Below are 26,646 nucleotides of genomic sequence, written 5' to 3'. Positions count from 1 at the left end.
GCTAGAATCCTAGTTTTTCCAAAACGGGTTTGGTCGAGACGACGTGGCGATTGAGTCCTAGTTTCTCAGGTTCGATGCCCACTGCTAAAGCCACTAGCTGCGGCAAGTGCAACACTGGCAAACCCAATTTTTTTCCAATGACCTTTTCAACCTCTGGCTGTCGGGAATCGAGATTGAGATGGCATAGAGGACAAGGAGTTACCATGCAATCTGCACCCGCTTCAATCGCTTCTTGAATGTGCGCTCCCGCCATTTTAAAGGCTTGGGTGGTAGCGTAACTAGAAAGGGGCCAACCGCAACACTGAGTCCGTCCTCGGTAGTAAATCGGATTTGCTCCTAGAGTACGGAAGACATTTTCCATCGACTCTGGTTGAAAGGGATTATCGAAGGGAATGGATTTCTGCGCCCGCAACAAATAACAGCCATAAAACGCCGCGCAATTAAGCCCGCTCAACTTTTTGGTCACCCTTTCCTGTAGCCGTTCGAGTCCATAATCGCCCACCAACGCCCAAAGTAGGTGTTTGACTTGGCTGGTTCCTCGGTAGGGAGAACAATGTTCTTTTGCCAAAAACTCGTTGACTTGTTCGAGGTAGGCGGGGTTATTCTCCTTCGCTTCCTTGAGGCGTTCGTCTACGTGACCGATAACTCCTTGGCAGGTGCTGCAATGGGTGAGCAGGGGAAGATTGAGGGATTCGGCTAGGGCAATGTTGCGAGCGTTAACGGTATCTTCTAGAAGCTGAGAGTCTTCTTTGTAGGTTCCAGAACCGCAACAAGCCGCTTTTTTGAGTTCGACCAATTCAATTCCAAGTGCTTGTGTCAAAACAGCTGTGGACATATACAGCTCGCGGCAAGCTCCCTGGGCAACACAGCCAGGAAAATAAGCATATCGAAGCATATTTTAAGGACCCTAACAATAATTTTTGCGATCGCGTCAAACGACTACTTCTATTTTGAGCCTTTAATTCTGGTAAATGCTGAGTAACTCAGAAAAAATTTATTAATTGAAGAGAACTTTAGTGCGATCGTTAAGGCTGTTACTCGTGAGTGTATCCTTTTGAGTGGCAGGGGCTTGATAATTCGTAATTAAAGAAGAAGAGTCGCGAGCGAGATGCTCGCGCTACACTATTATGACTGATTAATCGGCTCCGCTCTAACAAAAAGGTGTAAGGTGGGCACTTTAGTCCTGATGAACTGATGAAAAGTACCCACTCTACCGCTAACACTTTCAAAAAATTGACTTAAAGCGCTAACAAGCTATCCTCTTCATCTTGTGAGTAAGTCTCTTGCAGCAACCCCATTAATAGGGTCGCAGGACGCTGACCGTAGGGCCAAGCAAAAGCGTGACGAAAGGCTGCATCCTGACAAGCTTGTAATTGTTTGAAATCGATTACGTCTTGCGTGAGCAGATTTTCGTACTCGAATGGCAAACGCACGTTATGCAACCCAGCGTTGTCGGTACATATGGCAATATCTACCCCTGCTTCAAAACAGCGATCGAAGACGACTTTGAGTTCGTATAAACTGTCTAAAGTCCCCGTTTTCAGATAGGTCGTCGGGCAGATTTCCAGACATTGATTACACCGAGCAATTTCTTTTAATAACTCTGGATATAGTAAGGGAATTTGAATGCCGTGTCCGATTCGCATTAAATAGGGAAGCAGTTCGGGATAGCAGCCATCGGTTGTTTCATAAAGATGGCCCGTGGTGTTGAGACCGAGCGATCGCGCGTACTCATACAATCCGACAAATTCGTCTAATCTTTGGGCATAGTGAGCATCTCCGCCTGCCACGTCAATCGCGCAGACATAATCTCTCATGTCGGCTGCTAGATCGACGATTGCTTTATTGACCTCATAGGGTAGCCGCGAGTGCATGCAGAGAATCTGACTGGTAACAATGGGATACTCTTTTACCTGACTTGCCTTCCCGACAATCTCAACAATGGTTTGCATTTGTTCGATGCGCTCAAATTGGCTGAATTTCTCGGAAGTGCGCAGATAAGGAGTATAACGCAATTCTAGATACGCCAAATTCTCAAAGATATAGGCTCCCCGAATCAGGCGATAGATAAAGTAAGGCAGAGTTTGTTCGGTTTGAACGCTTTCTACTAGAGTATGCAATTCTAAATACTCATCTAGAGTATTGCGTTCGCGGGTGTAAAATTCTTCAAACTCTCGATATTGGGGAAATCGCTGTGCTAGGTCGGGACTATGGCGTTGAAAATATCGCCAGAGAATGCGCGGAACGACAGATCCCCCCAAATGACGGTGTAGATCGGCATATAGAGCCACAGAAACCTCCCTCTGTTATTGATTCAATCTCAGCTAATGGTTTCAATAGATGGGAACTGCAAAAATTGACTTTGAAACCAGTACTTTGGCGATCGCAGAAACTTCCGAGTCATAACCCGGAACCAGGATCTTGAGTACTAAACATCCAGATTTATTAAATCTTAACAAGAATTTGGCGATCGCTAAGAGTGAGATTAAAAGAAGCCAGCACTGGCAATTGCCAGTGCTGGCTTCTATCTTTATTTTCCAATTATTCTTCTACGGCACTGCTTTTCCTGAGCAAGACTTCCCCAGCAATCAAGCGCTTGGCTGCATCTAGCAAAACTTCTTCAATATAAGGCTTGACAAAATATCCTTTAGCACCTTTCTCGGCAGCTATGTTTTGCATTTTTTGGGCGCCGCGAGACGTGATCATTGCCATGGGGATAGCAGAGAGCTTTTCGTCTTCCTGAAGGCGCGATAGCAGTTCCAAGCCATTCATCCTCGGCATTTCGATATCGCACAAAATCAGGTCGCAAGACAAACCCCCGCGAAGTTTTTCCCACGCTTCCTGACCGTCGCGGGCGGGTTCGACTCGGTATCCAGCTTTATTAAAGGTCATTGAGAGCATCTCGCGCACCATTACCGAATCGTCCACAATCAAGACTAAATTTTCAGATTTAGCAGGACGAGTCTCTACGGTCGAAAGTCCGGGCGAAAAAACTTCTGCCTCAGAGAAATCGTCCACTGCTGGATTGCTTGCCCTGGAGGTTTTAGTACTGCCGGGGAGCAAAACTTCTCCTTTGAGCATTCTGGCTGCTGCATCGAGCAAGTCTTTTTCGGTGTAAGGTTTGGTAAAGTAGCCGCTAGCTCCCAATTTGGCTGCCACCGTTCGATGTCGCTGAGCGCCGCGAGAGGTGAGCAGGGCAATAGGAATCTCTGAGAGTCTCGCATCTTGCTGGAGGTGAGACAGTAGCTCCAAGCCGTTCATTCTCGGCATTTCGATATCGCAGAAGACGATATCGCAAGGCAAACCGGATTGCAGTTTTTCTAGAGCTTCCTGACCGTCGCGGGCTTGCTCTACCCGATAGCCGGCTTTACTGAAGCTGAGCGATAGTAACTGGCGAACGGTAATCGAGTCGTCCACGATGAGTACGGTGGGTTCGCTTCTGACGTCTTCTTCTTCCTGAATCGGGACGTAGGTTTTCTTCCACAGACTGCCGCTGCTGTCTGTCCGCATCCGTCCTTGAGCGATTTCGATCAGTTCGAGAACGTCGCCGATGGGCATGACGCTTCCATCCCCCAATACGGTAGCTCCAGCGATGCCAGCGGGTTTGGGAATAGGACCTTCGATTTGTTTAATAACGATTTCTTGCTCTCCGATGGTCCGATCGATTTGCAGGGCTAGCAAGTTACCTGCGCTGCGAAGCACGACAATCGAAATCAGCTCTTCTGGCGGCTTGTTGGCGTAGGAAGCTCGGCGACTGACTTGACGATTGTAATTGAGCAGCTCGCTCAGGCGATAGATCGGCAGTTCCATCTCGCGCCAGCGAATGCATTTGCGTCCTTCTTCATCTGCAAACAGCTCGCTGGGCGAGTAATCTTTTGTGTCTTCTATCCCATCGATGGGGAAGGCAATTCGCGATCGCTCGCTCTCACAACACAGTGCCTTACAAATACTCAGCGTCAATGGCAAGCGAATGGTAAAGGTAGTTCCCTTGCCGATGGCAGAGTCAATGCTGACGGTTCCGCGAATTTCGCTGAGGCTGGTGTAAACCACGTCTAGACCGACACCTCTGCCCGCAAAGTCATCGGCTTTGTCTTTGGTACTAAAGCCGGGGTGGAAGAGAAAATCGTAGACTTCTTGCTTAGATAAAGTTCTCGCCTGCGCCTGGGTAATCAGACCTTTTTCAATCGCTTTGAATTTGACTCTTTCTGGATTGATGCCCGCGCCGTCGTCGGAGACGGTGATTACGGTTTGGTTTCCTTGAATGAAGGCGCGAACGGTGACGCGACCTTCGGGGGGTTTGCCATTTTTGAGCCGTTCTTCTGGGGTTTCGATCCCGTGGGCGATCGCGTTATTGACCAGGTGCGTCATCGGGTTATACAGTTGCTCGAGGATCATCTTATCGATCAAGACATCCTTGCCCTCGACGTATAACTTCGCCTGTTTATTAAGCCGCATGGAAACTTCCCGAATGGCACGAGGCAAGCGATCTGCCGTTTGAGCAAAGGGCACCATTCTGGATTTGGTCATTCCTTCTTGCAGTTGGGTCGTGACTTGCCGCAGCGTTCGCGTTACTTGGTCGGTATCGTCTACGAGAAACTGAATGTCCGAGGTGGATTCTCTGATGCGGACGATTAGCTCGATCATCTCCTGCGAGAGGAGGTGGAAGCCCGTGAAACGATCGATCTCCAGTGCATCTAACTCGCGCTCGATTGGGTAGCTCGCGTTGCCGCTAGACGCATCTGCGTTAGCGGTTGGGAGGGCGTTAGATTCTGAGCCGGCAAAGGAGTTATTTTGATTGCGGCTGGCCAGCAGAGCGCCCTCTAGGAGAGTTCGCTCGTAAAGATCGTGCATTCTCGCGCCCATCTCGCTCAGCGTCTGCACCTGATTGAGCAAATTATCCAAAGATTGCCGCAAGCGTTCCTGGTCGTCTTCTAGGGCGTTTCGTTTGACAACCAATTCCCCGATGAGGTTGCTGAGATTGTCCAGTTGCTTGACGGGCACCCGCATGGTCTGATCGAAGAGTTTTGCCTTGGGTACGCGGGTGCGGGCTTGTAGGCGCGGGGCTATGCTAGCCGGTTGAGCCGCAGAGGATGAGCTTATCGTTCCCTCTGCTTTTTCTAGCAGTTTTTCTAAATCTTGGAATTCATCGTCCGAGCTATTGTTCTTGTTGCTTGCCAAAGGAACGTTCATAGCAGCCGGAGAATCGCCGAGTAGCGCTTCTAAATCCTCAAAAATATTTGGTTCTGGGGTTCTGCTAGCAGGCGCAGTCGTCGGTTCTTCTAGCATTGCTGCTAAGTCATCAAGATCGGATTCGCCAAACGCTAGCAATTCTTCCTCCGTAACTGGCGTTGGTGCGGGTATGGCAGGCGAATTCCAAGCGGTCGGAGAGTAAGCTTCTTCGAGATCGTCTCCAGCCAATAACTGCTTAAGTTCGTCCCAATCGCTCGATTGCGGAGTTGTGCTTGTTCCATCGGCGACATTGCCGTCGGCGGCTTCTTCGAAAAGGAAGGTGGCTAGCTCGTCGTCTAAGGAAGCCGCCTCGGCGATTGGTTGGGCGGAACTTCCGTCGAAGGATTCTTCGGAAAGGAAAGTAGCTAGCTCGTCGTCTAGAAAATCCGATGCAGAAGTTGTTGTATTTTCCTGACTCTGAATTTCTGTATCGGAGAAGTCAAGCCATCGATCGCGCTCTGGCAAAGACGAGCGATCTTCTTTCCAGGACAAGTCTTCGCTAAAGATCTCGCTGATTTCATCGTCCGATGGCAGCTCTGAGAAAGTGATTCGGTCTGGGAGGTTGTCCGATAGCATGCCAGAATCAGTTGAGTCTGTTGAGAAATCTTCATTAAACAAACTCCCAAACTCATCAAAGCTGTCGTTGGCAGATGCTGAAGTCGGGCTATCTTCTAAGTTGTCGAGAAGTTCGGCAATTTCTCGATCGCCTAGAAAGTTGTCAGCTCGATCGTTTTGTTTTGGGTCGCGGCTCATAGGTCTTTGTCCTGGCAAGTTGGCTGAAGGTCAACTAATAGTAAAAGATGAATAAGATGTAAAGATTTCGTTTACTTGTTTTTGTATAGTTTGGATTATTGGTTCGGCAAAAGCTCGATGGAAAGCGTCGCGGTTAGCGATCGCGAGTTTAATTTTTTTGAATCCTAATAACTTAATGCGATCGGACGGTTTGGCCTTTTTCCCCATCTGCCGAGCGATGGACAGAGGATAGCCATTGTCGCCCCGATAGCTGGCGCTGGCTGAAAAACTTGCAGAAGCCAATTTTCCCTCCAAGCTTGAGATTTTGGCTCGACGATAGAGCTAAAAATGTTACGGTTAGGGAAGTCTTCGCGTTTCACTCCTTAATATACTCTTGCCTTTGACAGTTATCTACTATCTACAGTCAATGTACCCAATATTTGTCTCAGAAATACAATCTTGAATATATTTCTAGTACATTTTGGCAACTAATTTCATGAAAAAAGAGTCAGGAGCATGGAGTTTTTTCGATCATTCTTCGACGCGATAGCCAAATTCTGCCAGTTGTAAGCGGGATTGCCGCCATTTGGGTTCTACTTTAACAAATAGTTTTAGGTAAACATCGCCTGCAATTAACTTTTGGATTTGCTCGCGGGCAGCGACTCCTATTGCCTTGAGCATAGCGCCACCCTTGCCGATTAAAATTCCTTTTTGAGATTCTCGTTCGACATTGATAGCTGCGAGAACGCGGGTAATTTTTGGCGTTTCTTCGACTTGTTCGATAACGACGGCAACTGAGTGAGGAACTTCTTGGCGAGTTAGCAGCAAAATTTGCTCGCGAATCAATTCTCCCATGATGAAGCGTTCGGGGCGATCGGTAATTAAATCGGGCGGATAATAGTAAGGCCCGGGTTCTAAACAATCGACTAAGAGAGTTTGCAGCGTTTCTAGTCCTGCCCCCGTCAGTGCAGAAAATTTAGCGATTTTCCAGTTGTGGGGTTCGGCAAGGCACGTGTAACTCTCATCGATCGCTCGATAATCTGAAGGTTGTAAGTCGGCTTTGTTGAGTCCTAAAATGACTGACGTTTTCGTTTTTTCTAGTAGTTCGACGATGTAGCGATCGCCGCCTCCCGCCTCGACGGAACTATCTACGACAAATAGTACGACATCAACAGAATTAATGGCATTGATAGCATTTTTGACGAGGACTTTTCCGAGTTCGTGATGGGGTTTATGGATTCCGGGGGTATCGACAAAAATAATTTGCGCTTTCTCGGTGGTGAGAATTCCCTGAAGGCGATTGCGAGTCGTTTGCGCGACGGGCGAAACAATGGCAACTTTGTGCCCGACTAGGTGATTCATTAGAGTCGATTTGCCCACGTTGGGACGACCGATGATGCCGACAAATCCAGATTTAAATCCCGGCGGCGGCGTTGGAATGGCTAAAGGGGTTGATTGTTGGTCAAATTCTTCAGAATTCATAATTCAAAGTTCAGAATTCCTAAAACGTATTCGCCTTGATTGACCGATTGATTGGTGGAAATATCGAAGACTAATCCATCGGTTTCTGCGCAAATATCGATCGCGGTTGGCAGGTCTCCACTTTTATTAAAACTTAAGAGTTGATAGAGGCGATCGCCTGCTTTAACAGAAGTTTTTAAGGGAACCCTTTTTTGAATCATGCCTCCTGCGATCGCGTAATAATTTTTAATTCGATCTCTTCTAACTAATTGAATCTCAGTCGAGGCTGGATAGTTAACGGAGTACTCTGCTAGAGTCAGAATCCCTTTGTAGGCAAGGTAGTTTTTAATTCCCCTTACCCCCACTTCAACAGATTCTGGATTCATTTGCATTCCCGAACCGAGTTCTAACGTCCATGCTTCTAAATCAAATTTAATCGCTTTTCCCAATTTTGTCAGTTGTTTTTCTAAAGCCAACCAAGGTTTCATAAACGCTTCATCAAAAGCATTTCCGTCGTATTCAGTCATTAAGATGCCGTATTCTAAGAGAAAATATTTGGCACTTTCTTCTCGTCCGTGAAAACAGTATAAGTAATCAATTCCCTGGTTGCTCGAACTATGAATGTCGATAACAAAGTCAGCGTCCAAGCACAAAGATTGTAATTGATATCGATATCGATCTCTGTAGGGAACGCTACTGGGTTTTTGGATTCGCTCTAATTGTTTGGCAAAAGCAGCTTTTTGTTTCTCTAAAAAATTTTTTCTGACTTCTTTGATGCCCAGATTTTTTTGCGTTTTTACAAAAGTTGCTAAATCTTCACAGTCTTTTTCATAATCCCAGAAAATGCGATTCCAATCTCTGCCATCGTAACTATTAAATCTTCCAGATGAAAAAAAGTGACTTCTTTGATTCGTTCCCAAAGGATTGCAGACAGGAACCAACCAAATTTCTCCAGTTATTCGATCTTCATCTAGCTCTCTCAAAAATTCAATAAGTTGATGAATCACTGCATTGCCAACAATTTCAGATCCATGGAGATTGGATTGTATATAAACTTTTTTCCCCGGCTGTTTGCCAATAAATTTATAAACTTGAATAGATAAATTATCGCCCGAAGCGAGTTGCAGCAAATCGATTTGAGAAGTAATAGGAATCATGCTCAAAAGAAAGAAGTAAAATTAAATGCAATTTTTTTTGAGGGGCGAGCCAGCACCGATATAATAAAAACTATTGTAAGATCGATAGTTACTTAAATAATTATCAATAACTATTATTTAATTTCGTAAATAGTTGAGAAGACTTAAGTATAAAGAAAATGGCTTCTCCACTCAGCCTACTGTCTTTATCGACACTTTTTTCTATTTTCCTTCACTTCGATCGGCGATCGCGTCTTCGGAATACCAGAATCATTAGCGCAGCAAAACATTAGAGTCAATACCGTTCGATCGTTGCCAGTACTTGGCGATGATTTCTACTAATCGATGCTGTTATTTCCAGAGAATTTCGGGGAATCCTAAGTTTGTAGCTTCCCTCTTCCCTAGTAAATTATAGGATTCAAATGCAAATGAAGTTTGACAGCGCTTCTCTGGCAGCGCGAGATTATACGCTGATTATCGATAAAAGCGGCAGTATGTCTACTGTAGAGCAAGCGGGAGGTCAAACGCGATGGGAGGCAGTTCGAGAATCTACTTTAGCTTTAGCGAGAAAATGCGAGCAGTTCGATGCCGATGGGATGACAGTTTATGTGTTTTCTAGTCGATTCAAACGCTACGATAACGTAACATCGAGCGACGTAGAACGAATTTTTCAAGAAAATGAGCCAAGCGGCGGTACTAACTTGGTAGCTGTCCTGCAAGATGCAATTAATAACTACTTTCAGCGCAAGGCAACGGGGAAAACAAAACCGTTAGGAGAGATATTTTTAGTCGTTAGCGATGGCGAACCCGACGATCGCATTGCAGTCAGCGAAGTAATTCTCAATGCCACTCGCAAGATGGATCGAGATGAAGAACTCGGTATCTCTTTGATTCAAGTAGGTTGCGATCCTGGAGTCGCTAAATATCTCAAGTCATTGGACGATCTCCTGCAAGGATTGGGAGCAAAATTTGATATTGTCGATACCGTCAGCTTTGATGAAATGGAAAATCTGACGCTGACAGAAGTTTTAATGAACGCGATCGCTGATTGAAGTGAGTGAGTATAGAGTTTATTTGCGCGACAGTTTTGCCCAGATCGCGCTTGGTTTGCCAAGGGCATGAATGCCAAGAAGACTGGCAAATACGCAATACGCGCAAATAGCAGCGATCGCCTCAGGGAGAAAATCTAGCTTGATTTTTTGTAGAATGGCAAATACGGCTAGCATCAACAAACCGAGCAGAAGCGGACGGCGCGAGATCTGCCACGGTCGCAGCGAAAAAAGACGATGATTTGTCGCCCAGACATATTGACCGCAAGCAAGGACTTGCATCAAGAGTAAGGAAAGAGCTGCACCGAGTAACTGATACTGAGAAATTAGCATTATGCTAGCAAAACCGCCCGCGATTGTCGTCACGATTACCTCGCGCAAGTTAACCCGTTCGCATCCATTAGCGACCAACGAATAGCTTAAGGGTCGAATAATCCCAGAGGCAATCAACCCGAAAGAAACGATATTTAGCGCTATAGTTGCTTCGAGAAAGCTAGCGTTTCCGTAAAGAAAAACGAGTAAATTTCCGCCAACAAATAAAAGTCCGACAATCAAGGGAAACGCCACGCCTAATAAAATTTCCACCAGACCTTCAACCAATTGACGCTGTTTTTGTTGACCCGATGCAACCGTCTGCGACATTCTTGGAAAAGCGCTCGTGACAATACTTTGGGAAATAATTTCAAACGGTTGCATCAATTGTATAACACCGCCATACAGACCGACGACCACTTCCCCGCCCAGAAGCGACAAAATAAACGTCAGCATTCTTTCTCTAAAAACCGCGATTCCTTCGATCGCTAAAAATACGCGGACCGCATTGCAAGTCTTCCAGATGAAGTTCCAATCAATTCGCCACTGAAGTTTGACCGTTCGTGCGAGCAAGCCCCATTGCAGGATGAGGATAGCTGCTTCCGAGAAGACCATAATTGCTGCAATGGCGTTAATATCGTAGTCTAGCCTCATTGCCCAAATTGCAGCTAGTACTCGCAAAATATAAACTGGCACCGTACTAAATGCAATAAGGTGCATCCTTTCCTGTGCTTGAAATATAGCTTCTGTAATATTGGAGAGCGAAAAGGGAGCGATCGCCGCTCCGAGAATATAACAAACCATTGCTGTATCTGACTTGTAGGGAAGAGCGCAAACGACGAGAACCAGCAGCCCATAGGCAACGAGACTAAAAAAAAGCTGCAATAAAGTGCCACTGGTCAAATAAATAGGCGTTTCTTGGGGATAGCGCGATAGTTCTCGCGTAAACAGGGTTTTAAACCCTTGCGAAGCCAGGGACATAAAGAAAAAATAGTAGCTGAAGGCTAGCGTATACTGCCCCAACTGATAGGGACCCAACAAACGCGCGATAAAGGCAAATAAGACAAAAGTCGTGATGCTTTGTGCCAAGCGATTGGATACTATGGCGAGCGAATTACTAAAGAATTTTCTTTTTCCCATTATCAAAGAGAGCAGCGAAGCTAAACTTTGTTTGATTAAAAGGGAAAATGAAAGAAAAATAAAGTATTGGGCTTGTCATTAGAGTTGACTGACACATAGAGAAATGACTGCGCAGCCTCTCAAACTTCCCATTGCGGATCGCTTGCCAAAAGTTTCGTTGCCGCTTCCTTCGAGAGCGGTTTTGAGAAGAAATATCCCTGTCCGTATTCGCAATTTAAGGATTGAAGCGCCCTAACTTGATGGGCGGTTTCTATTCCTTCGGCGATTACGTCCAACTCTAAATTGTGACCGAGCATAACGATCGTACGAACGATTTGAGCGTACTTATGACTTTCCCGCTCCTCATTGAGACGATTGACAAAAGACCGATCGATTTTTAGGGTATCGATGGGAAAGGTATGCAGATTGCTTAGAGATGAATATCCCGTGCCAAAATCATCCAAACTCAATCTGAGTCCGAGTGCTTTTAGCCGCCCAAGCAGCGCCAGTCCTTCTTCAAAATCGTTCATCATCAGACTTTCGGTAATTTCTAACTTCAAGCAATCGCGATCGATGGGAACGTCCGCTAAAATCGTCTCAATTTGTTCGACTAAATCGACTTGAGAAAACTGTCGGCGAGAAAGATTGACGCTCATGATTAAAGAAGAATGTTGGGGAAATTGCTCCCGCCAGCAATTCATCTGAAGGCAAGCTTCTCGTAAAATCCACTGACCGATGGGAATAATCAACCCGCTTTCTTCGGCGACTGGCACGAACAGTCCGGGAGATACAAAACCTCGCTGAGGAGACTGCCAGCGAATTAGGGCTTCAAAACCGCTAATTTTGAGCGTTTTAAGCGAGACGATCGGTTGATAGTAGAGCTGAAACTCCCGACGGGCGAGCGCTCTCCTCATCTCGGTTTCTAATTGCCAGCGCGTCTCTGCCTGAGCGCGCATTCCAGCAGCAAAGATCTGATGACGAGCTTGACCTAATTCTTTTGCCTGATACATGGCAATATCGGCTTCTCGTAACAGTTCTTCGGCATCGAAATCGCTACCCGTCCGGTTGTAGGCAATGCCGATGCTGACGGTGGTATAAATATCCTGTCCTTGCCATTGAAAGGGATGGGTTAGTTCTTTTTGCAGGCGGTCGGCGAGTTGCGTTGCTTCATGTTCGTCGTCGATCGCGCTCAAATAAATGGCAAATTCGTCTCCGCCGACGCGAGCGAGTTGTTGTCCTTTGCCATCGAGCTGTTTTTGCAGTCGCTTGGCTGTATTGCGCAATAGCCAATCGCCAGCTTCTCTTCCTAAACCGTCGTTGATTCGCTTGAAGCGATCGAGATCGAGAAAGAGAATCGCGATCGTGGCATTCTGATACCTTTTCTGACGGTTAATTTGCTGAAGCTGTTGGAGAAAGGCGCGACGATTGTGCAAACCCGTTAGAGCATCGCGAGAGTTGCTGTAGAAAAGTTGATAGGCGAGTACGCTAGCACTGGCCGCAATGGCTGCGATCGCGGGGGGAACGACTGGAATCCAGCCCGATTGAACGAAGGCAAGATAGCCAATGACCCACAATCCGCCTGTAGAGATTGCGACAGCTGCGCCAAGATGAAGGGGGTGGTGCAATCGCAAGCCCAAAAGTCCTCCTACTAATGACCAGAGCCAGATCCACAGCCATTCTCCCCACTGTGCCCAGAACCAAAACTGGCGTTGATTGTCTAGCACGGTAGCGAGAATTTGACTGACCATTTGCGCGTGGATAACTACCCCCGGCATGAAGTTGTTATTTCTTGCTCCGGTGCTATAGGGGGTAGCGAATTGGTTTTTACCACTCGGCGCTACCGTCCCGACGAGAACGACCTTATTCTCGATCCAAGTGGGATCTACCTTGTTGTTGAGGACATCGGTTAGCGTGACTTGTCGCACGGCTTGCTTAGCCGAACGGTATTTGAGCAAGATTTGCCAACCCGATACCTCGGCGGCAGGCATCTGATATCCGCCAGAATTCTCTCGCAGGCGAGGCAAGGATGTTTTGCCTATTTGCAGCGCTTCGGGCGTGGCTCTAAAGCTTAAATGGCCATCTTTGAGATAGTTTAGGCTTAGCTGCAAGGCAAATGAGTAGAATTTCTCTTGGTTTGATTCGGCATACATTAAATTACGGCGCAACACGTTATCGCTATCGAGAACGAAGTTGCTAAAACCAACGCGATCGCGACTAACCCCAGGAGGAGACGAAATCCTTTGACCGTCCCCGTCTTCTAGTTTGGTGACGACAATAACGTTATTGGCTTTTAGTTCCTCAAGGAGTTTCTCGTGACCGGGCGGGTAGGAGATGTCGCGGTAGATATCGAGACCGATCGCTTTCGGTCGCTCTTTTTGCAGCGCACTCAGGAGTCGCGCAATTATTCGATCCGACAGCGGTCTTCTGTTCTGGGAGCGAAGGTCGTCTTCGGTAATACCCACGACTAAAAGGCGTGGGTCGGGAGGCAATGGCGGCGATAGCTGCATCATCGCGTCGAACGCGACCAGTTCCGTTCTTTGCAGGATGCCGGCTTGCCTGATTCCTATGACTAAACCCGCGATCGATAAACTTGCCAATAGCGCAGAGGAAATGGGAATGACAGACGAACTGGCGAGTTTACGAGCGTTTCGCCGAGACTTTTCAGCAGTAGATAGCAAAAAATGAATTGTCCGAAAGAGTTTAGCTATCACAAATTTAAGTTATAAAATACAAATCCAAAAAACTTTATTTATAAAGATTATAAGTTCATGAAAATGCAAATTAAATGAGTAAATAGAAAATGAGCGAGGAAGGAAACGAGATTGAAATGAATTTATGCAAGCAAGTAATCGATTAAATCGACCTCTTTTATCAAGCATTAAATACATACATAACTAGATTAATAGATGAGGTAACTCGAATATGTTAAGGCGGATGCACCTCAACAAATTTCTCCACTGGTTCGTTGATGAGGCTGTCTGTAAACCAGCCTAGAGGCTCGGAGTAGCTAAGCGAACAGCTTAGCTACTATGCTTCAGGGCTGCTGAAAACTCCCAGCGCGTAAACGGCGGAGAGTAGTTTACATTTCCCTATGTGTCGAGATCGGGGGGAGAAAAAGCTTGATTTTTCGTAGCCACGAGACAAAATATGAAACTTTAATATTTGCTATACAGTCAATAACCTCTAAAATCAGAGTTTTTTGATAATAGCAAAAAATATATTATGCTGTTTTCATGATTAGAACAGCCGACGGTCAAGTTAATTTAAAGGCGCTGGAGGAGCTACTGCAAAAACGTCTGAACTCAGAGTCTTCAGCTAACCCTCCCCTACAGATTCACTGCGTCCTGAGGGAGGAAACCCCCATCGTTCTTATTCGCTGCCCGGAGTCCATTATTCCCTATCCCAAGCAAATTTTTTCGCTGCTAAGACAAGCTCTGCAAGAGGAACAAATCTGGGAAAATTCCCCCATCTCGATGTATCTGATCTGGCAAGACCAAGAACGATCTGATATTTTTAATCATTGGCTAGCCGATTGGCAACCGAGAAAGGCAATTGGCGATCGCGACGAGTCTTCTTTGGAGTCGAAGGACTCGCAAAAAAGAGAAACGAGAAGAAAATCTGGGTTGCTAGCAGGAATTGGCATCGGGATCGCTTTGCTGCTTGGCGGTTGGTATGCCTTGACTCGTCCTTGCGCGATCGGCGACTGTCCGGCAATCGATCGCGCGGCTTTGAGTGAGGTCAAGCTTTCCGCCTCAAACCAAGATCTCTTAGAGGCGCGACAGCAATTGGAACGAACCATCGAAACATTACAAGCAATTCCTGGGTGGTCGAAGCATCGCACGCAAGCAGAAATATTGCTGGCAGATTACCACAAACAATGGGAAAGTTTGACGAAAATTACAGCAGCGATCGCGACAATAGAGCAAGCCACTTCTCTAGCACAAAATTTTTCTTACCCTAACTGGGAAGAAATCCGACAGCTTTGCCAAAAAGCAATCGCCTCCCTGCAACAAGTGCCGCCAGAGAGTCAATGGTACGCGATCGCGCAAGCCAGAAAGCGAGATTATCACAAAAAACTCGCCGGAATCGAACAGAGACAGCAAGCACAATCCCTAGCTAATACCAGTTTGAGAATGGCTCAAGAAACTGCAAAATTGGCGCGAATACGTCAAAAAAACGCTCAATCCCCAACAGACTGGCAGCTAGTTCTCGCCACTTGGCAAACCTCAATACGGAATCTGCGAGAAATTTCTCCCCAAACCAACACCTATCAACAGGCACAAAGACTTCTAGCTATTTATACCCCGCAACTGATAGCAGTCCAAACCCGCTACAAGCAGGAGCAGTCTGCGGCGAGTTCCTATCAAAAAGCAATAGAACAAGCCAAACTGGCGACAGACGCCGAAGCGAATGCTCGTTGGTCGGCTGCCGCATCCAACTGGCGCAGTGCTCTAATTTACATTAAACAAGTTCCGCGCAATACCTTTCAATATCGCCAAGCCGAACCCTTAATTGCTATCTATACCCTAGCGTTCGATCGCGCGGCTCGCCTCCAACAAACCAATAGCATTCTCCAGCAAATTTGCCAGCCCGACAACGAGATCTGTAACTGGGCAATCGCCGATAGCGCTATCAAAATTAACCTAACTTCTAGCTACATACAGAGAGTCCGGGAGACGGCGATTCAGGCACAAGCTAGCGCCAGTTGGCAAGTGCAAGTCGAGTTGCTCGATCGCATTGCCACCCTAGAGAAAAGTTTACAAAGCTTGAGCAATCATATCGGCAAACGAGTGGAAGTTTATAATGCAGATGGAAGGTTAATGATAGTCTATCAACCGAGCGAGTAAGCGAATATTTAACCAATTATCGCTAAAATAGAAGGCTTTAAAGTAGCCATTCCCATCTTGTTTCCAAATTAGTAACCGCCAAGCCACAACAGTTTCGCCGTATTAAGCTATAGTTATGGGTCCGAGCGCGAACGCACCTCTATCGACTCCCAAACGGGAGGATTTGCCACTTTCACAAGAGCCAGATGCCCAACAGTTGGACAATATTAAAGCTCATTTAGACATTATATTAATGGCTCTAGAAGCTCTGACTAAGATCGGCTCGGAGGAAGTACTCAAAACAGCCCAAGAGCTAAAATTGGAATCAATTATCGCCGATCGCGTCGGACTGTGGCGCTTGCGCCAGTCGAATCCATTGCGCAAGAGTTCGGGCGGGCGAAAAAAACTGGATGTAGAAGAAGCGCGATCGCTCGTTCTGATTATCTGCTACCTCGCTAGGGGACACCACGAATTAATTCGTCGCGCGGTAACGTTACTAGAGCAAATCACCGAACAAAATAAAGCTCCCCATCAAACCGCCCTGCTAGGAGATTATTTAGATGCCTTTACCAATAGCTATCAGGAACGTATGGAAGATGGAGAAAAAATCTCAACCGAACAACTGTCTCGCCTAGCCCTCAAACTGCTAATCGATTTACTCTTCTATAGTGCCGTCAACGGTCATCGCCGTCTGTGGCTAGCTTTGCTCGATTCGGCACGCCAATGAAATTTAAATTTTAGATTTTTGAAAATTAAAGTCTAGATTAGGAAACACAGAAACCTAATTTTGCCGTTCCCCAGACTCGTCAGTCAATCATGAAAGTACTTTCCGATTCTCTCATCCGACGATATACGCCTCCAACTTGTACGCTAGAGATTTGGGCAAAACGTTCTCCCCTCTCTTTTTGGAGCGAGCGTCAGTTAGTCAAAGAATTGCGCTTTGAACTGCGCTTTGACGATCCGAGATTGCCACAAGAGGAGCAGATTTCGACTCGTGGCGATCGCGCTCAACTTCAACAGCTTTGCGATGTCGTTGGCAACTACGTGCAAAACTTTCTCCGGCAGACATCTTTTCAAATTCCCGTAGCGGTGGAGACGCTAACGCTTCCCTCTACTTATTTGCCAGAAGCGCGTGCCAAAGAGCCGATGGCTTTGCCCGATCGCTCTGAGGACGAGCGTAACGCATCAGTCTCTTTTCCTTCCTCACCCGCGCTCAAGCCCAAAGGACTGCTCTGGCACGAACTTTCTTTCGGTTCGCTAGCGGGAAATTCCTCAAAACCCGTCATTGAACTGAGCGCCTCTCAATTATTCGACCTCGCCGAAGCCCTAGAACAATTCAGCGCGGAAATAGATACTTTACCCGCGCTCGACAAAATTAAAAGGCGAAAAAAAACTGTTATCTGGGCAAGTACGGCAGCGGTAGCCTTGTTGGCTGTTGGCACAGCAATCGTCGGTACGAGGGTTTTTCAAGCCTCCAAGCGACAAGCCGCCGATATCGCAGCTTCTCAAAGAGAGGCAGATTCAAAGCGAGATCCTCAATCAAACCTGGGAGAGGCTATCCCTCCCGTTCCTGTGGCACCGACGGACGGGCCAGTTCCCTCTCCAACCATGCCCCCATCGCTAAAAAATCGCGAAAGTCTACCGCCACCTCCATCGGTTAGCAAACCAACAAATTCTTCTCGCCGGACTTCCGTACCTCCAGTCCTGTCTCCCCCTCCCCAATCTCCCTCACCTCCTGCCAACGCTAAGCCAGCTTCGCCCAAACAATCGACGATTGCAGTTAGTCCCGAATCTCCCAAGAAAGCACAACCTAGCTCTAGCGCTCCATCCGAGTCTCCCAAATCGGAGAGTGCCGCCCCAAATGGAGAGCTTACTCTACCGACATTACCATCGCTGCAATCCGAGCCTTTCTCTGCCAATGGGCAAACCCAGTCAGTTGCTCCTTCAAAACCGGAAGCAGACAATACCGCACCTGCTAGCACGCCAAATCCAACCGCCTATGCCCCCCAAGCTACGCAGAACCTGCTCGATACCATCCCCCAAGTTGCAGAAGTCAGACGGTATTTTCAAGAGCGCTGGAAAGCTCCAGAGGGCTTAAATCAAAGGTTAGAGTATCGCTTGATGCTCGATCGCGAAGGCGCGATCGCTCGTATCGTTCCTCTCGGACGCGCTGCCAATATCTATCTCGACCGCACTCAGATGCCACTGATGGGAACTCCCTTTGTCTCCCCGCTGGAGACGAACGAACGAGCAACGATTCGTCTGGTTCTCAATCCCGACGGAAGCGTAAAAACATTTTTAGAGGAGTAGAATTTTCCTTATCTCAAAGGATACGAGGATATTTCTCGATAACTGCATAGAATTTATTCAATGGTTTGATATATACCCAGCCAATTTGTTCTGGATCTTTAGTCATGCTCCATTGAGTGAAATTAGGCTTGGATCGCCAAATCGCGATCGCTCTTGAAGATATCCCCAAACGCCTAGCTAGTTCTCTATGACTTATCCCGATCCCCTTACAAGCCGGAGTAAAATTAGGCTTAATCGAATCGTTTTCCTCTGATTTTACAGAGGATACAATTGAAACTGATTCCTCCTCAGACGCAGCTACGGAAACTTCTGCGGGTTCAGGAGTTGGTTCGGCAGCCATCGAACTGGTTATTTCATCTGGCAAAGATTCTATTTGTTCGCTATGGTTTAAGGAGTCTATTTCATGTAGATCGAACTGGCTCGGCGACTCAGACGCGGTTTCTAAAGCGATTTCTTCAGAGTGCAACTCTTGCTGTTGTAAGTCTAACTTCTGCAAGACTGAGTTCTCTGGAACAGATTTAGCCTCAAGCAAGGTTGATGGCTCATTTTGGGGACGATCTAAACAAGCGATCGCTGCTAAGAGCCGGCTTTTTGCTTCGCTTGCGGCTATACTCGTCTTTGCATAGGTAACTACTAGGGAACTAGCGATAGGATTGACCCGAACGCTAGTGATGAAATTTAATTCCTTTACCTTGTTTTCAATTTTACTAGCATAAGTCGGGTCATTTCTCAGACGTGGAATGCGCAACCGCAAACGCCCGGCAAAGGCGTTGATTACCTGAATTTCCATCTGCACTAAGACTTTTAATTCCTATTTACGAGTATATCTGAAGCTAAGTTCGATCTAAGCGCAAGGTTAACTTCTCCAGACGATGTTTTCTTGCACTCAACAGTCAGTAGCTTAATGTCGATTTAGCGATCGCGATTTTCTACTTTTGCAACTCTTGTTAACAACTCCAAGACATTTTGATAGCCAGCAAGATCTCCTTGCCGTTGGCAGAGTTGGGCAGATGTTTGTAAATCTTGAATCGCTGCCTGCCTATCTCCTCGTCGATAGCACAGAAGACCTCGATTGCCATAAGCCATAGCATAATTGGGATCGAGGGAAATGACTCGATCGAAATCCGCTTCGGCTAACTCCCACTGTTGTCGGTCGGCGTAAAGAAGACCTCGATTATTATAAGCCCCATCATAATTGGGATTGAGGGCAATAGCTTGGGTATAATCCGCCTCGGCCAACTCCCACTGTTGCTGGTTGTGGTACAGATTGCCTCGATTGTTGTAAGCCTCGGCATAATTGGGATTGAGGGCAATAGCTTGGGTGTAATCCGCCTCGGCCAACTCCCATTTTCCCTGCTTGCAATAAATAGCTCCCCGATTGTTGTAAGTCGTGGCATGATTGGGATCGATGGCAATAGCTTGGGTATAATCTGCCTCGGCCAACTCCTACTGTTGCTGGTTGGTATAAAGAAAACCGCGATGAATGTAAGCCAAAGCCGAATTGGGATTGAGTTCTATGGCTCGATTATAATCGGCTAGCGCTAGATCCCCTTTTTGTCGATCTTTGTAAAGATTGCCTCGATTGTAATAAGCCAGTGCCAAATTGGGATTGAGTTCTATGGCTCGATTATAATCGGCTAGCGCTAAATCCCATTTTTGTAGGTTGTAGTAGACAAAACCCCGATTATTGTAAGCTAAAGCTGAATTGGAATTGAAGGCAATGGCTTGGCTAACACGGTCTAGAGTCGATTCCCACCGTTGCTGGTTATCGTCAGACATTTTGAATTTATCTCCAACCCTAACGTCAGTTTAAGTTTGCTCTCTCGGCGATCGCAACTCAGACAAATCTTTATAAACTATTCTGCCGAAAGTATTGACTCTCTACTGCGCGATCGCTAACTTTATATACTATTAAGTTAATGCGATCGCTCGCAGCCAATTATTGACAAGGCGGCATTTAGCACTAAAAACGTCAGCTTCTCACACCAAGTTACAGTCAAAAATCTAACTTTAGTTAGTAGCAGTTGACTAACAGCTTTCTTTAAGGTTCTACCCAGACGAAAGCAATCCCAGCATTGGCGAGATAGCAAAGATGACTAATTCTTCCCAAAACCCTCCGCCAGAGCCAAACCAGCGCCGAAATCTTTGGGCTAGCATGCTTCGCCTAACCAGACATCCGGCTACGCTGGTCATCGGGGTCTCGGCGATCGCGATCGCAGCCATTGGTTATGCTGCGGCTAGATATTTTATCGATCGGCAATTATCTCCGTTCCTGGAGGCAGAACTCAGTAAGTTGCTCAAACGTCCCGTCGATGTCGGCGAGGTGGAAAGCCTAGCTTGGACGCTCAATCGCGTTCGCATTGGCGCTTCTTCTCTTCCTGCCACCGCAAGCGATCGCGATCGCCTCTCGCTACAATCGATAGAAGTTGGCTTCAATCCTTTTCCCTTACTACTGAGACAGCCTCTCCCAATCGAAATCGAGATCGACGATCCGAATATCTATCTCGACCAAGATAAAACGGGAAGGTGGATCGACCTTGAATTAGAGCAAAGAGAAGCCCAAGAACTGCCCATCGATCTCGATATCAACGTTCGCATTCGAGATGGCGATATTGCCCTTCGTCCCTACGGAACGACTCGCCCGGTTCCCATTCAACTCAATGGTGGCGGAAGATATATCGACGGTGAAAAACGTGAGATTAGCTATGATGTGGATGCTACCGTCCTCAACAGCCAAGTCAACGCAAAAGGCAAAACAGTCATTGAGACGGGAAAAACTCAAGTCGAACTTGCTGTCGAAAAATTAGCCCTAGCTGAATTAGTCTCTCTTATCCCCAACTCGCCCGTCAAACTCAACAGAGGGAATTTTGATACCAACTTAAACGTCAGTTTGCCATCCTTTGATAGGGTAGAAAAGACTCGCGGACAAGGCAATCTTAACCTCCAACAAATCGAAGCCAAGATCGAATCGTTCGAAGCTCCCGTTCGAGCTAATCTCGCTCTTAGCCTGCAAGGACAAAAAGTCTTCATCGAACAAGCTAGCGCTAGGATCGGACAGGTCGTCGATACTCGTATCGACGGCGAAGTCGATTGGGAAAAAGGCTTGAATCTTAATGTCAGAGTCAACCCCTTCGATCTTTCCAATCTCTTGAGGACGATCTCGGTTACTTCGCCAGTGAGAGTGGATGGAGAATTGCAAGCCGATTTACAACTGAGGGGAGCAGTCGAAAACCCCTTAGTGACGGGGACGATTAGCAATACTAAATCGCTTCGGATCGATAAAACTCGAATCAGGCAGATCGATACAAATTTTCAAGCCGATTTAGACAAAATTGTGCTTCAGAGTTTGCAAATTCGACCCAGCGCAGGCGGACAAATTAGTGCGAATGGCACAATTGAAACCAGCATTCGCAAAGCATTAGAAGACAACCAACCCATCGATATTGCCAAGATGCCCTTGAGCTTGAATCTTAGGGCACAATTACCAACACAAGAAGTCTTGGCTCCCTACTATCGCTTGCCCAAGAATACGACCATCGGCAGGCTGACTGCCCAAGCTCAAGTGCGCGGAACTTATGATAAGCCAACCGCCTTTCTCAAATGGCAAGTTCCCAGGGCAACCACTCCTAACGTTGACGTAGCTGGAAGGGGAGAAGTCCTTCTCGTCGGAAAAAATATCTTGGTTCGCAATACCGTCCTTCAGACTGATGAAGGACAGGCTGTTGTCAGGGGCAGGGGTAATCTCGACAGCAAGAAATGGCAAGCTGTCGCCAGGGCGAACGCTATCTCGCTAGCCCCTTTCCTCTCGCCAATTTGTGCCGAAAATCCTTCTGCCTACTGCTCTTATGCCGTCTCGACGAACCCGAATTTAGAAACTGCCAATGTCTTGTTGTCAGGGCGCTTAGATTCTTTCGATCCCGCTACACTAGAAGGAGTTGCCGCTCTGACAGTACGAGCCGAAAAGGGCTTAGTTGCCCTCAGAAGCGAATTATCAAAAGGCGCGATCGCGGCTTCTGTCGTTGCGTCTCAAATTTCTCTCAATCCTTTTCTTCCCAATCTAGCCGCCCCTGTTAATATAAGACAAACGAGAGTAAATCTCTCCGGTTCGCTCAAAGATTTATTACAAGGTTCGACCGTTGCGGCGAGAAATTTTCAAGCCGATCTTGATGCCTTACTCGACGTTGCCGATGGCGAAGTAGTCGCTTCGGGCAAGCTAGAAAACGGTCTTTTAGAAGCCGTCGCGACAATGGGGCAAGTCTCCCTGACGAAATTACTTCCCAATTTGGGGTTTCCGACTCAAGTCAGAAGAGGTCAAATTAATTTGACGGGAAACTTAGCTGCTTTAGTAGCTTCGTTAGATTCTACCCCCGATGTTAGTAGCTTCAAGGCAACGGCAGATGCTCGCTTAGCCGTCGCCAATGGGAGCGTCACGGCTGCCGCTCAGTTGAATAATAATCTGTGGCAAACCGACATTCTGGCTAACAATCTCAATACGTCGCAACTTCTCGATCGCATCCAACCCAATCTAAAACAACAAAAACTTGCCAATCTCGATGGTCTAGTAAGCCTCTTTGGTAGTATTGCACCTCTTTTCCAAGATCGGGCATCTCTCCCCGTCAAAGCTGAAACCATTGCGCTGCGCCTGCGAGATCGAACCCTCAATCTCAATGCCGACGGCACGATTCTCGTCTCCAATCCTTTCTTTGCCCCAGATATTGCCAGCAACTTAAATGTCAAAGCCAATTCCGACTTCGATCGCCTGCCGCTGACGGAATTAATCGCCCTCGTTCCCGTCAGACGGTCGCTCTTACCGCAGAGATTGGATGTAACCGGAGACGGTCAATTTCAAGGTCGTCTGGTGGGCAAAAACTTACTGAGCGCACCGACAGCACCGGGCAATTTTCTCCTCGCGGGCAATTTAAGACTAGAAGACTTTACCCTCAACGACAGACCCTTCGACCCCGTTTTAAGCGGACCCGTTACCGTTGCCCCAGGACGGGAAATCGCCCTCAATTTACGAGGCGAAGACGATATTATCGCTGCGAACCTAGATCCTTGCACTCGTCGCAACTGTCCCGCTCCTTATTTGGTATCTTTCTGGGAAGTGCGACAAACTACGGAAGGCTTGCCTGAAATTATTGCCCAAGGGAGACGAGTTGGCGATCGCTTGGTCGCTCAAGTGGAAAACTTCCCCCTCGAACTCTTAAATATTGCGCCTGTCGAGGAATACGGAATTCTGGGAACGCTTGAGGGACAATTGAGCGCCAATCTCGACATCAATCTCTTGACGCTGACTGGTAGAGGCGATATCGCGATCGACCGACCCCGCATCGGCAACCGCAAAGGCAGAGCCTTCAATGCCAGCTTTATCTATGAAAATAACATCGCCCAACTCAATAGCGCCGTCTTGCAGCTCGACAAAAGCCGCTACGAGGGACAAGGAGCCATCAACCTCGCGTCGGGAGCCATTAGAGGAAGACTGGAAGCCGAAGAAGGCTACATGGAAGATGTTCTGGGTGCCCTACAAATTTATGACGTTCCGACCCTAGTTAGCTTCCTGCAATTCCAGAAACCTTACTACGCGGCAGCCGAGCAAGTTCAACCCGAATCTAGGGGCAATGCCAATGCTTCGATAGCCGAGCAAGTCAATCGGCTGTGGGCGATCGATAAGAAGATTCGAGAACTCGTCGCCCAAAGAGAAGCAGGCGGAGTTCCCACCGAGTTAGATATTCGCGGAGCCTTTGACACGACGATTACCGTAGCCGGAACGCTCCAGAATCCCCAAGTCAACTTTCAGTTCCAGGGAAATAACTGGGAATGGCATCCCCAACCGACCTTTGCCACGATAGTCGAACCCTTGGGATTAGTTACGGCAGATACGCAGATAATTCCCATCGATAACATCGTCCTTCAGGGCAGCCTGCAAAATGGCGTAGTTCGGGTAGAACCAGCACGAGTCAAAATCAGAGACTCGATCGCGTCTTTTGCAGGAGGGTTTATCCCTGCCACGCAAAGCCTACAACCGTCAGAATTGGTCGTCGAAAATTTATCGGTCGATACGGTTAATAGTTTCATTCAGCTTCCCGTAGATATCGCGGGCAACCTCAAGGCAAGAGCAGCTTTGTCGGGTAACTTGCTCGCTCCGAAGATTCAGGGAGAGTATCGCTTCACCGATGCTTCGTTTGGCGGTCGGCTTATCGATCGCACTCTGGCAGGCAATTTTAACTATGTCAATTCCCGCTTAGAATTCCGCACCACCGATGACTCGGCAATCCAGCTCTATGCCAGCGTTCCCTATCCAACCGCACCAGAAACCGACGATCGCGTCGCGATCGATCTCAAGCTGGGTACGGCAGCCCTTTCATTAATAGAAGTCTTCACCCAAGGACAGGTATCCTGGTTGGGTGGCGAAGGAGAAGTGGCGCTACAAGCCAGCGGACGACTGGATTTGAGCGAAGGATTCAGGATGTACGACTTGACGGCTAACGGTCGAGCGCTTCTCCAAGATGCCACGCTCAGGAGTGCGGCTTTGCCAGAGCCGCTAAATGTCAATGCTCAGATCGCGCTTGATAACCAACTCCTGAGAGTCGAGCAGTTAGAAGGAACCTTTGCCCAAAGCAGGCTGACGGCGGCTGGCGTTCTGCCCCTCTTTACTCCCCTCAGTCGCCAAGATCCCAATGCAGTCAATCCCCTGACGATTGCGATCGAGCAAGGACAAATCGATTTAGACAATCTCTACCGAGGGGGAATCGATGGCAAAGTAACGGTAACGGGTGCAGCGATTGTGCCCGCAATTTCAGGACAAGTGCGCTTGAGCGACGGTCAAGTCTTCGTTCCGCAACAACAGGCGGCAAACAATGCTCCAGCCATTCCCATCGTCAGGCAACCCGCTTCCCCTCCTCGCAGGAACGATGTCGCGCTTTTTGTGCCGAGACTCGACAATTTGCAAGTTGCTCTAGAAAGATTGTCGGTGGATGCGCCCTTGTATCGGTTTGATTTTGGCGGTGCTTTAGCGCTGAGCGGTCCTGTTAACGATCTCAACAACTTGCAGCCCCAGGGAACGATTACCTTAAACCGAGGAAGGGTTAGTTTTTTGGAAACTCGCTTTCTCTTGGATCGCCGCTATCGGAATGTTATCGTCTTCAATAGACGACAAGGTTTGCTCGACCCAGACCTCGATTTGAGAATGAGAACCATCGTCTCCGATTTTCCCAACGCCAGGCAACAGCGCACCGATTTTAGCAACGAGATTCCCGACGATAATCTCAGCAGAGTCAGAAGAATTGACATCACTCTAAGCGTAGAAGGGCAGCTCAGTCAGTTGGTGCCCGGTTTGGGCAGAAATATCGCTGAAGTTTGCCAAATCCAACCCGCTTCCCTGCCGTCGATTCCTGGGCAGAGAACCCTCTCCCAACAAGAGTTACAACGCCTACAAACCTGCCTCCAAGCGATCGCTGCCAGAGGTCAGTCGAACGCGCAGTTGCTTAGCAATCCTGCCGTAGATTTGTCTAGCAATCCTAGCCGAACTGATGGGGAAATTGTCCGTCTCTTGGGCGAACAGTTCTTTTCCGTGGCGGAGGTTCTACAAAACCTAAACACCGATCAGCTTTTGGAGTACGGTTTAATTCAACTCGCATTGCCTATGGCATTACAGGGAGTTGTTTACGATGTCGAAAATACCGTAGGAAACCTAGTGGGTTCCTCAGATCTGCGCCTTTTCCCCCTCATACAAACCAGTTATCGAGTAGGCGAAGATTCATTTGTCGGCGTTTCCTACGATTATACGTTCAATGAGTTTAAAGTCGAGTATCAAACGCGATTTTAGAATTGGGCTACTAACTTTTCTCTATCTGGTAGGCTAACTATTATCATCCCAATCTTTTTTGTCATGGTTTTGGGAATCCTATCAATTTTCCAGCGTGCCTAGTAGCTATGTTAATCCATACAACTCCCCGCCTTTCTTTTCCCCGTCCCCTAGTCTATGCCACTTACCGAGACAAGTTAATCGAGCTGGTGCCTTACCTGCCTAACGTGCGTTTTCTCAAAATCAAGTCCCGCTCTGAAGCAGAAGGGCAAGTTTACAGCGTCAACGAGTGGCACGCTGGCGGGCAGATTCCTCCGTTATTAAGGGCTTGGCTGGGTGAAGAGCTTCTCTCATGGACAGAATACGATATCTGGAATGAGTCTGACTTTACTGTAGAGTGGCGGATTGAAACCCATGCTTTCACTGAAGCCGTTCGCTGTTCGGGGAAAAATCGCTTTCTCGAAGAGAACGGCACGACGCTTATTGAAAGCCGGGGCGAACTGAAGATCGACCCAGAAAAACTTAAGGCAGTGCCAAAGATCTTCAGAGGTCAAGTGACGCGAGCTGTCGAAAAGTTCTTAGCCAGTAAGATCGAACCTAACTTGTTGCAGATGGCTGAGGGAGTGAGTCACTATCTAGCACAACAATCTTTGGGCTAGATCTAGATG

At 47.5% G+C, this 26,646-nt stretch carries 17 protein-coding genes; 6 read left to right on the top strand and 11 right to left on the bottom strand.

Features of this window, described 5'->3' with window-relative positions:
- Position 1 precedes the first annotated feature (1 nt).
- The 6 genes from NIES593_RS17585 to NIES593_RS17560 all read right to left on the bottom strand — a co-directional run bounded on the left by NIES593_RS17585 (position 2) and on the right by NIES593_RS17560 (position 8,579).
- Entirely contained in the window at positions 2-895 is an 894-nt protein-coding gene (locus NIES593_RS17585) for a CoB--CoM heterodisulfide reductase iron-sulfur subunit B family protein (RefSeq protein ID WP_073600817.1), read from the bottom strand.
- A 343-nt stretch (positions 896-1,238) separates the two neighbouring features.
- Positions 1,239-2,291, bottom strand: a complete 1,053-nt coding sequence (locus NIES593_RS17580; protein WP_073600816.1) for an adenosine deaminase — start codon at positions 2,289-2,291, stop codon at positions 1,239-1,241.
- A gap of 250 nt (positions 2,292-2,541) precedes the next feature.
- On the bottom strand, positions 2,542-5,982 hold the full coding sequence (locus NIES593_RS17575; RefSeq protein WP_073600815.1) for a hybrid sensor histidine kinase/response regulator: 3,441 nt from the start codon (positions 5,980-5,982) through the stop codon (positions 2,542-2,544).
- Between the two features lie 30 nt (positions 5,983-6,012).
- A complete protein-coding gene (locus NIES593_RS17570; RefSeq protein ID WP_139253737.1) occupies positions 6,013-6,264 on the bottom strand; it encodes a hypothetical protein in 252 nt (83 codons plus the stop codon).
- Between the two features lie 228 nt (positions 6,265-6,492).
- Complete coding sequence (era, locus tag NIES593_RS17565; RefSeq protein WP_073600813.1) at positions 6,493-7,443, bottom strand: GTPase Era; 951 nt, start codon at positions 7,441-7,443, stop codon at positions 6,493-6,495.
- Positions 7,440-8,579 (bottom strand): M14 family zinc carboxypeptidase, encoded by a 1,140-nt coding sequence (locus tag NIES593_RS17560; protein WP_073600812.1) that lies wholly within the window; start codon positions 8,577-8,579, stop codon positions 7,440-7,442. The genes era and NIES593_RS17560 overlap by 4 nt, the downstream gene beginning before the upstream one ends.
- A gap of 407 nt (positions 8,580-8,986) precedes the next feature.
- On the opposite strand from NIES593_RS17560, the gene NIES593_RS17555 reads away from it, so the two are divergent.
- Complete coding sequence (locus NIES593_RS17555) at positions 8,987-9,610, top strand: vWA domain-containing protein (RefSeq protein WP_073600842.1); 624 nt, start codon at positions 8,987-8,989, stop codon at positions 9,608-9,610.
- Between the two features lie 18 nt (positions 9,611-9,628).
- Here the strand turns inward: NIES593_RS17555 and NIES593_RS17550 are convergent, their stop codons facing one another.
- Positions 9,629-11,059, bottom strand: a complete 1,431-nt coding sequence (locus NIES593_RS17550) for an oligosaccharide flippase family protein (RefSeq protein WP_073600811.1) — start codon at positions 11,057-11,059, stop codon at positions 9,629-9,631.
- A gap of 119 nt (positions 11,060-11,178) precedes the next feature.
- Complete coding sequence (locus tag NIES593_RS17545) at positions 11,179-13,749, bottom strand: EAL domain-containing protein (RefSeq protein WP_073600810.1); 2,571 nt, start codon at positions 13,747-13,749, stop codon at positions 11,179-11,181.
- 522 nt (positions 13,750-14,271) lie between these two features.
- On the opposite strand from NIES593_RS17545, the gene NIES593_RS17540 reads away from it, so the two are divergent.
- The 3 genes from NIES593_RS17540 to NIES593_RS17530 all read left to right on the top strand — a co-directional run bounded on the left by NIES593_RS17540 (position 14,272) and on the right by NIES593_RS17530 (position 18,174).
- The gene (locus tag NIES593_RS17540; RefSeq protein WP_073600809.1) at positions 14,272-15,885 is read left to right on the top strand and encodes a hypothetical protein; all 1,614 of its coding nucleotides are present in this window, start codon (positions 14,272-14,274) and stop codon (positions 15,883-15,885) included.
- Between the two features lie 115 nt (positions 15,886-16,000).
- The gene (locus tag NIES593_RS17535; RefSeq protein WP_073600808.1) at positions 16,001-16,591 is read left to right on the top strand and encodes a DUF3038 domain-containing protein; all 591 of its coding nucleotides are present in this window, start codon (positions 16,001-16,003) and stop codon (positions 16,589-16,591) included.
- A gap of 89 nt (positions 16,592-16,680) precedes the next feature.
- Positions 16,681-18,174 (top strand): DUF4335 domain-containing protein, encoded by a 1,494-nt coding sequence (locus NIES593_RS17530; protein WP_073600807.1) that lies wholly within the window; start codon positions 16,681-16,683, stop codon positions 18,172-18,174.
- Between the two features lie 13 nt (positions 18,175-18,187).
- Here NIES593_RS17530 and NIES593_RS17525 read toward each other — a convergent pair whose 3' ends face one another.
- The 3 genes from NIES593_RS17525 to NIES593_RS17515 form a co-directional block, all read right to left on the bottom strand.
- On the bottom strand, positions 18,188-18,964 hold the full coding sequence (locus NIES593_RS17525) for a heavy-metal-associated domain-containing protein (protein ID WP_073600806.1): 777 nt from the start codon (positions 18,962-18,964) through the stop codon (positions 18,188-18,190).
- Between the two features lie 122 nt (positions 18,965-19,086).
- Positions 19,087-19,617: a tetratricopeptide repeat protein gene (locus NIES593_RS17520; RefSeq protein ID WP_073600805.1), complete on the bottom strand. Its 531-nt coding sequence runs from the start codon at positions 19,615-19,617 to the stop codon at positions 19,087-19,089.
- Positions 19,618-19,620: 3 nt separating this feature from the next.
- Positions 19,621-19,953 (bottom strand): tetratricopeptide repeat protein, encoded by a 333-nt coding sequence (locus tag NIES593_RS17515; protein ID WP_073600804.1) that lies wholly within the window; start codon positions 19,951-19,953, stop codon positions 19,621-19,623.
- A gap of 313 nt (positions 19,954-20,266) precedes the next feature.
- Here NIES593_RS17515 and NIES593_RS17510 point away from each other — a divergent pair, with 313 nt between their 5' ends.
- Together NIES593_RS17510 and NIES593_RS17505 are read left to right on the top strand one after the other, a co-directional pair.
- Complete coding sequence (locus NIES593_RS17510; protein WP_073600803.1) at positions 20,267-25,999, top strand: translocation/assembly module TamB domain-containing protein; 5,733 nt, start codon at positions 20,267-20,269, stop codon at positions 25,997-25,999.
- Positions 26,000-26,106: 107 nt separating this feature from the next.
- Positions 26,107-26,637 carry a hypothetical protein gene (locus tag NIES593_RS17505; protein ID WP_073600802.1) on the top strand — a complete coding sequence of 177 codons (531 nt, stop codon included), beginning with the start codon at positions 26,107-26,109 and terminating at the stop codon, positions 26,635-26,637.
- Positions 26,638-26,646 lie beyond the last annotated feature (9 nt).

Source organism: Hydrococcus rivularis NIES-593 (genome assembly GCF_001904635.1).
GTDB lineage: Bacteria > Cyanobacteriota > Cyanobacteriia > Cyanobacteriales > Microcystaceae > Hydrococcus > Hydrococcus rivularis.
The sequence above is the reverse complement of the archived record's forward strand: the minus strand, read 5'-3'. Positions and strand labels throughout refer to the sequence as shown.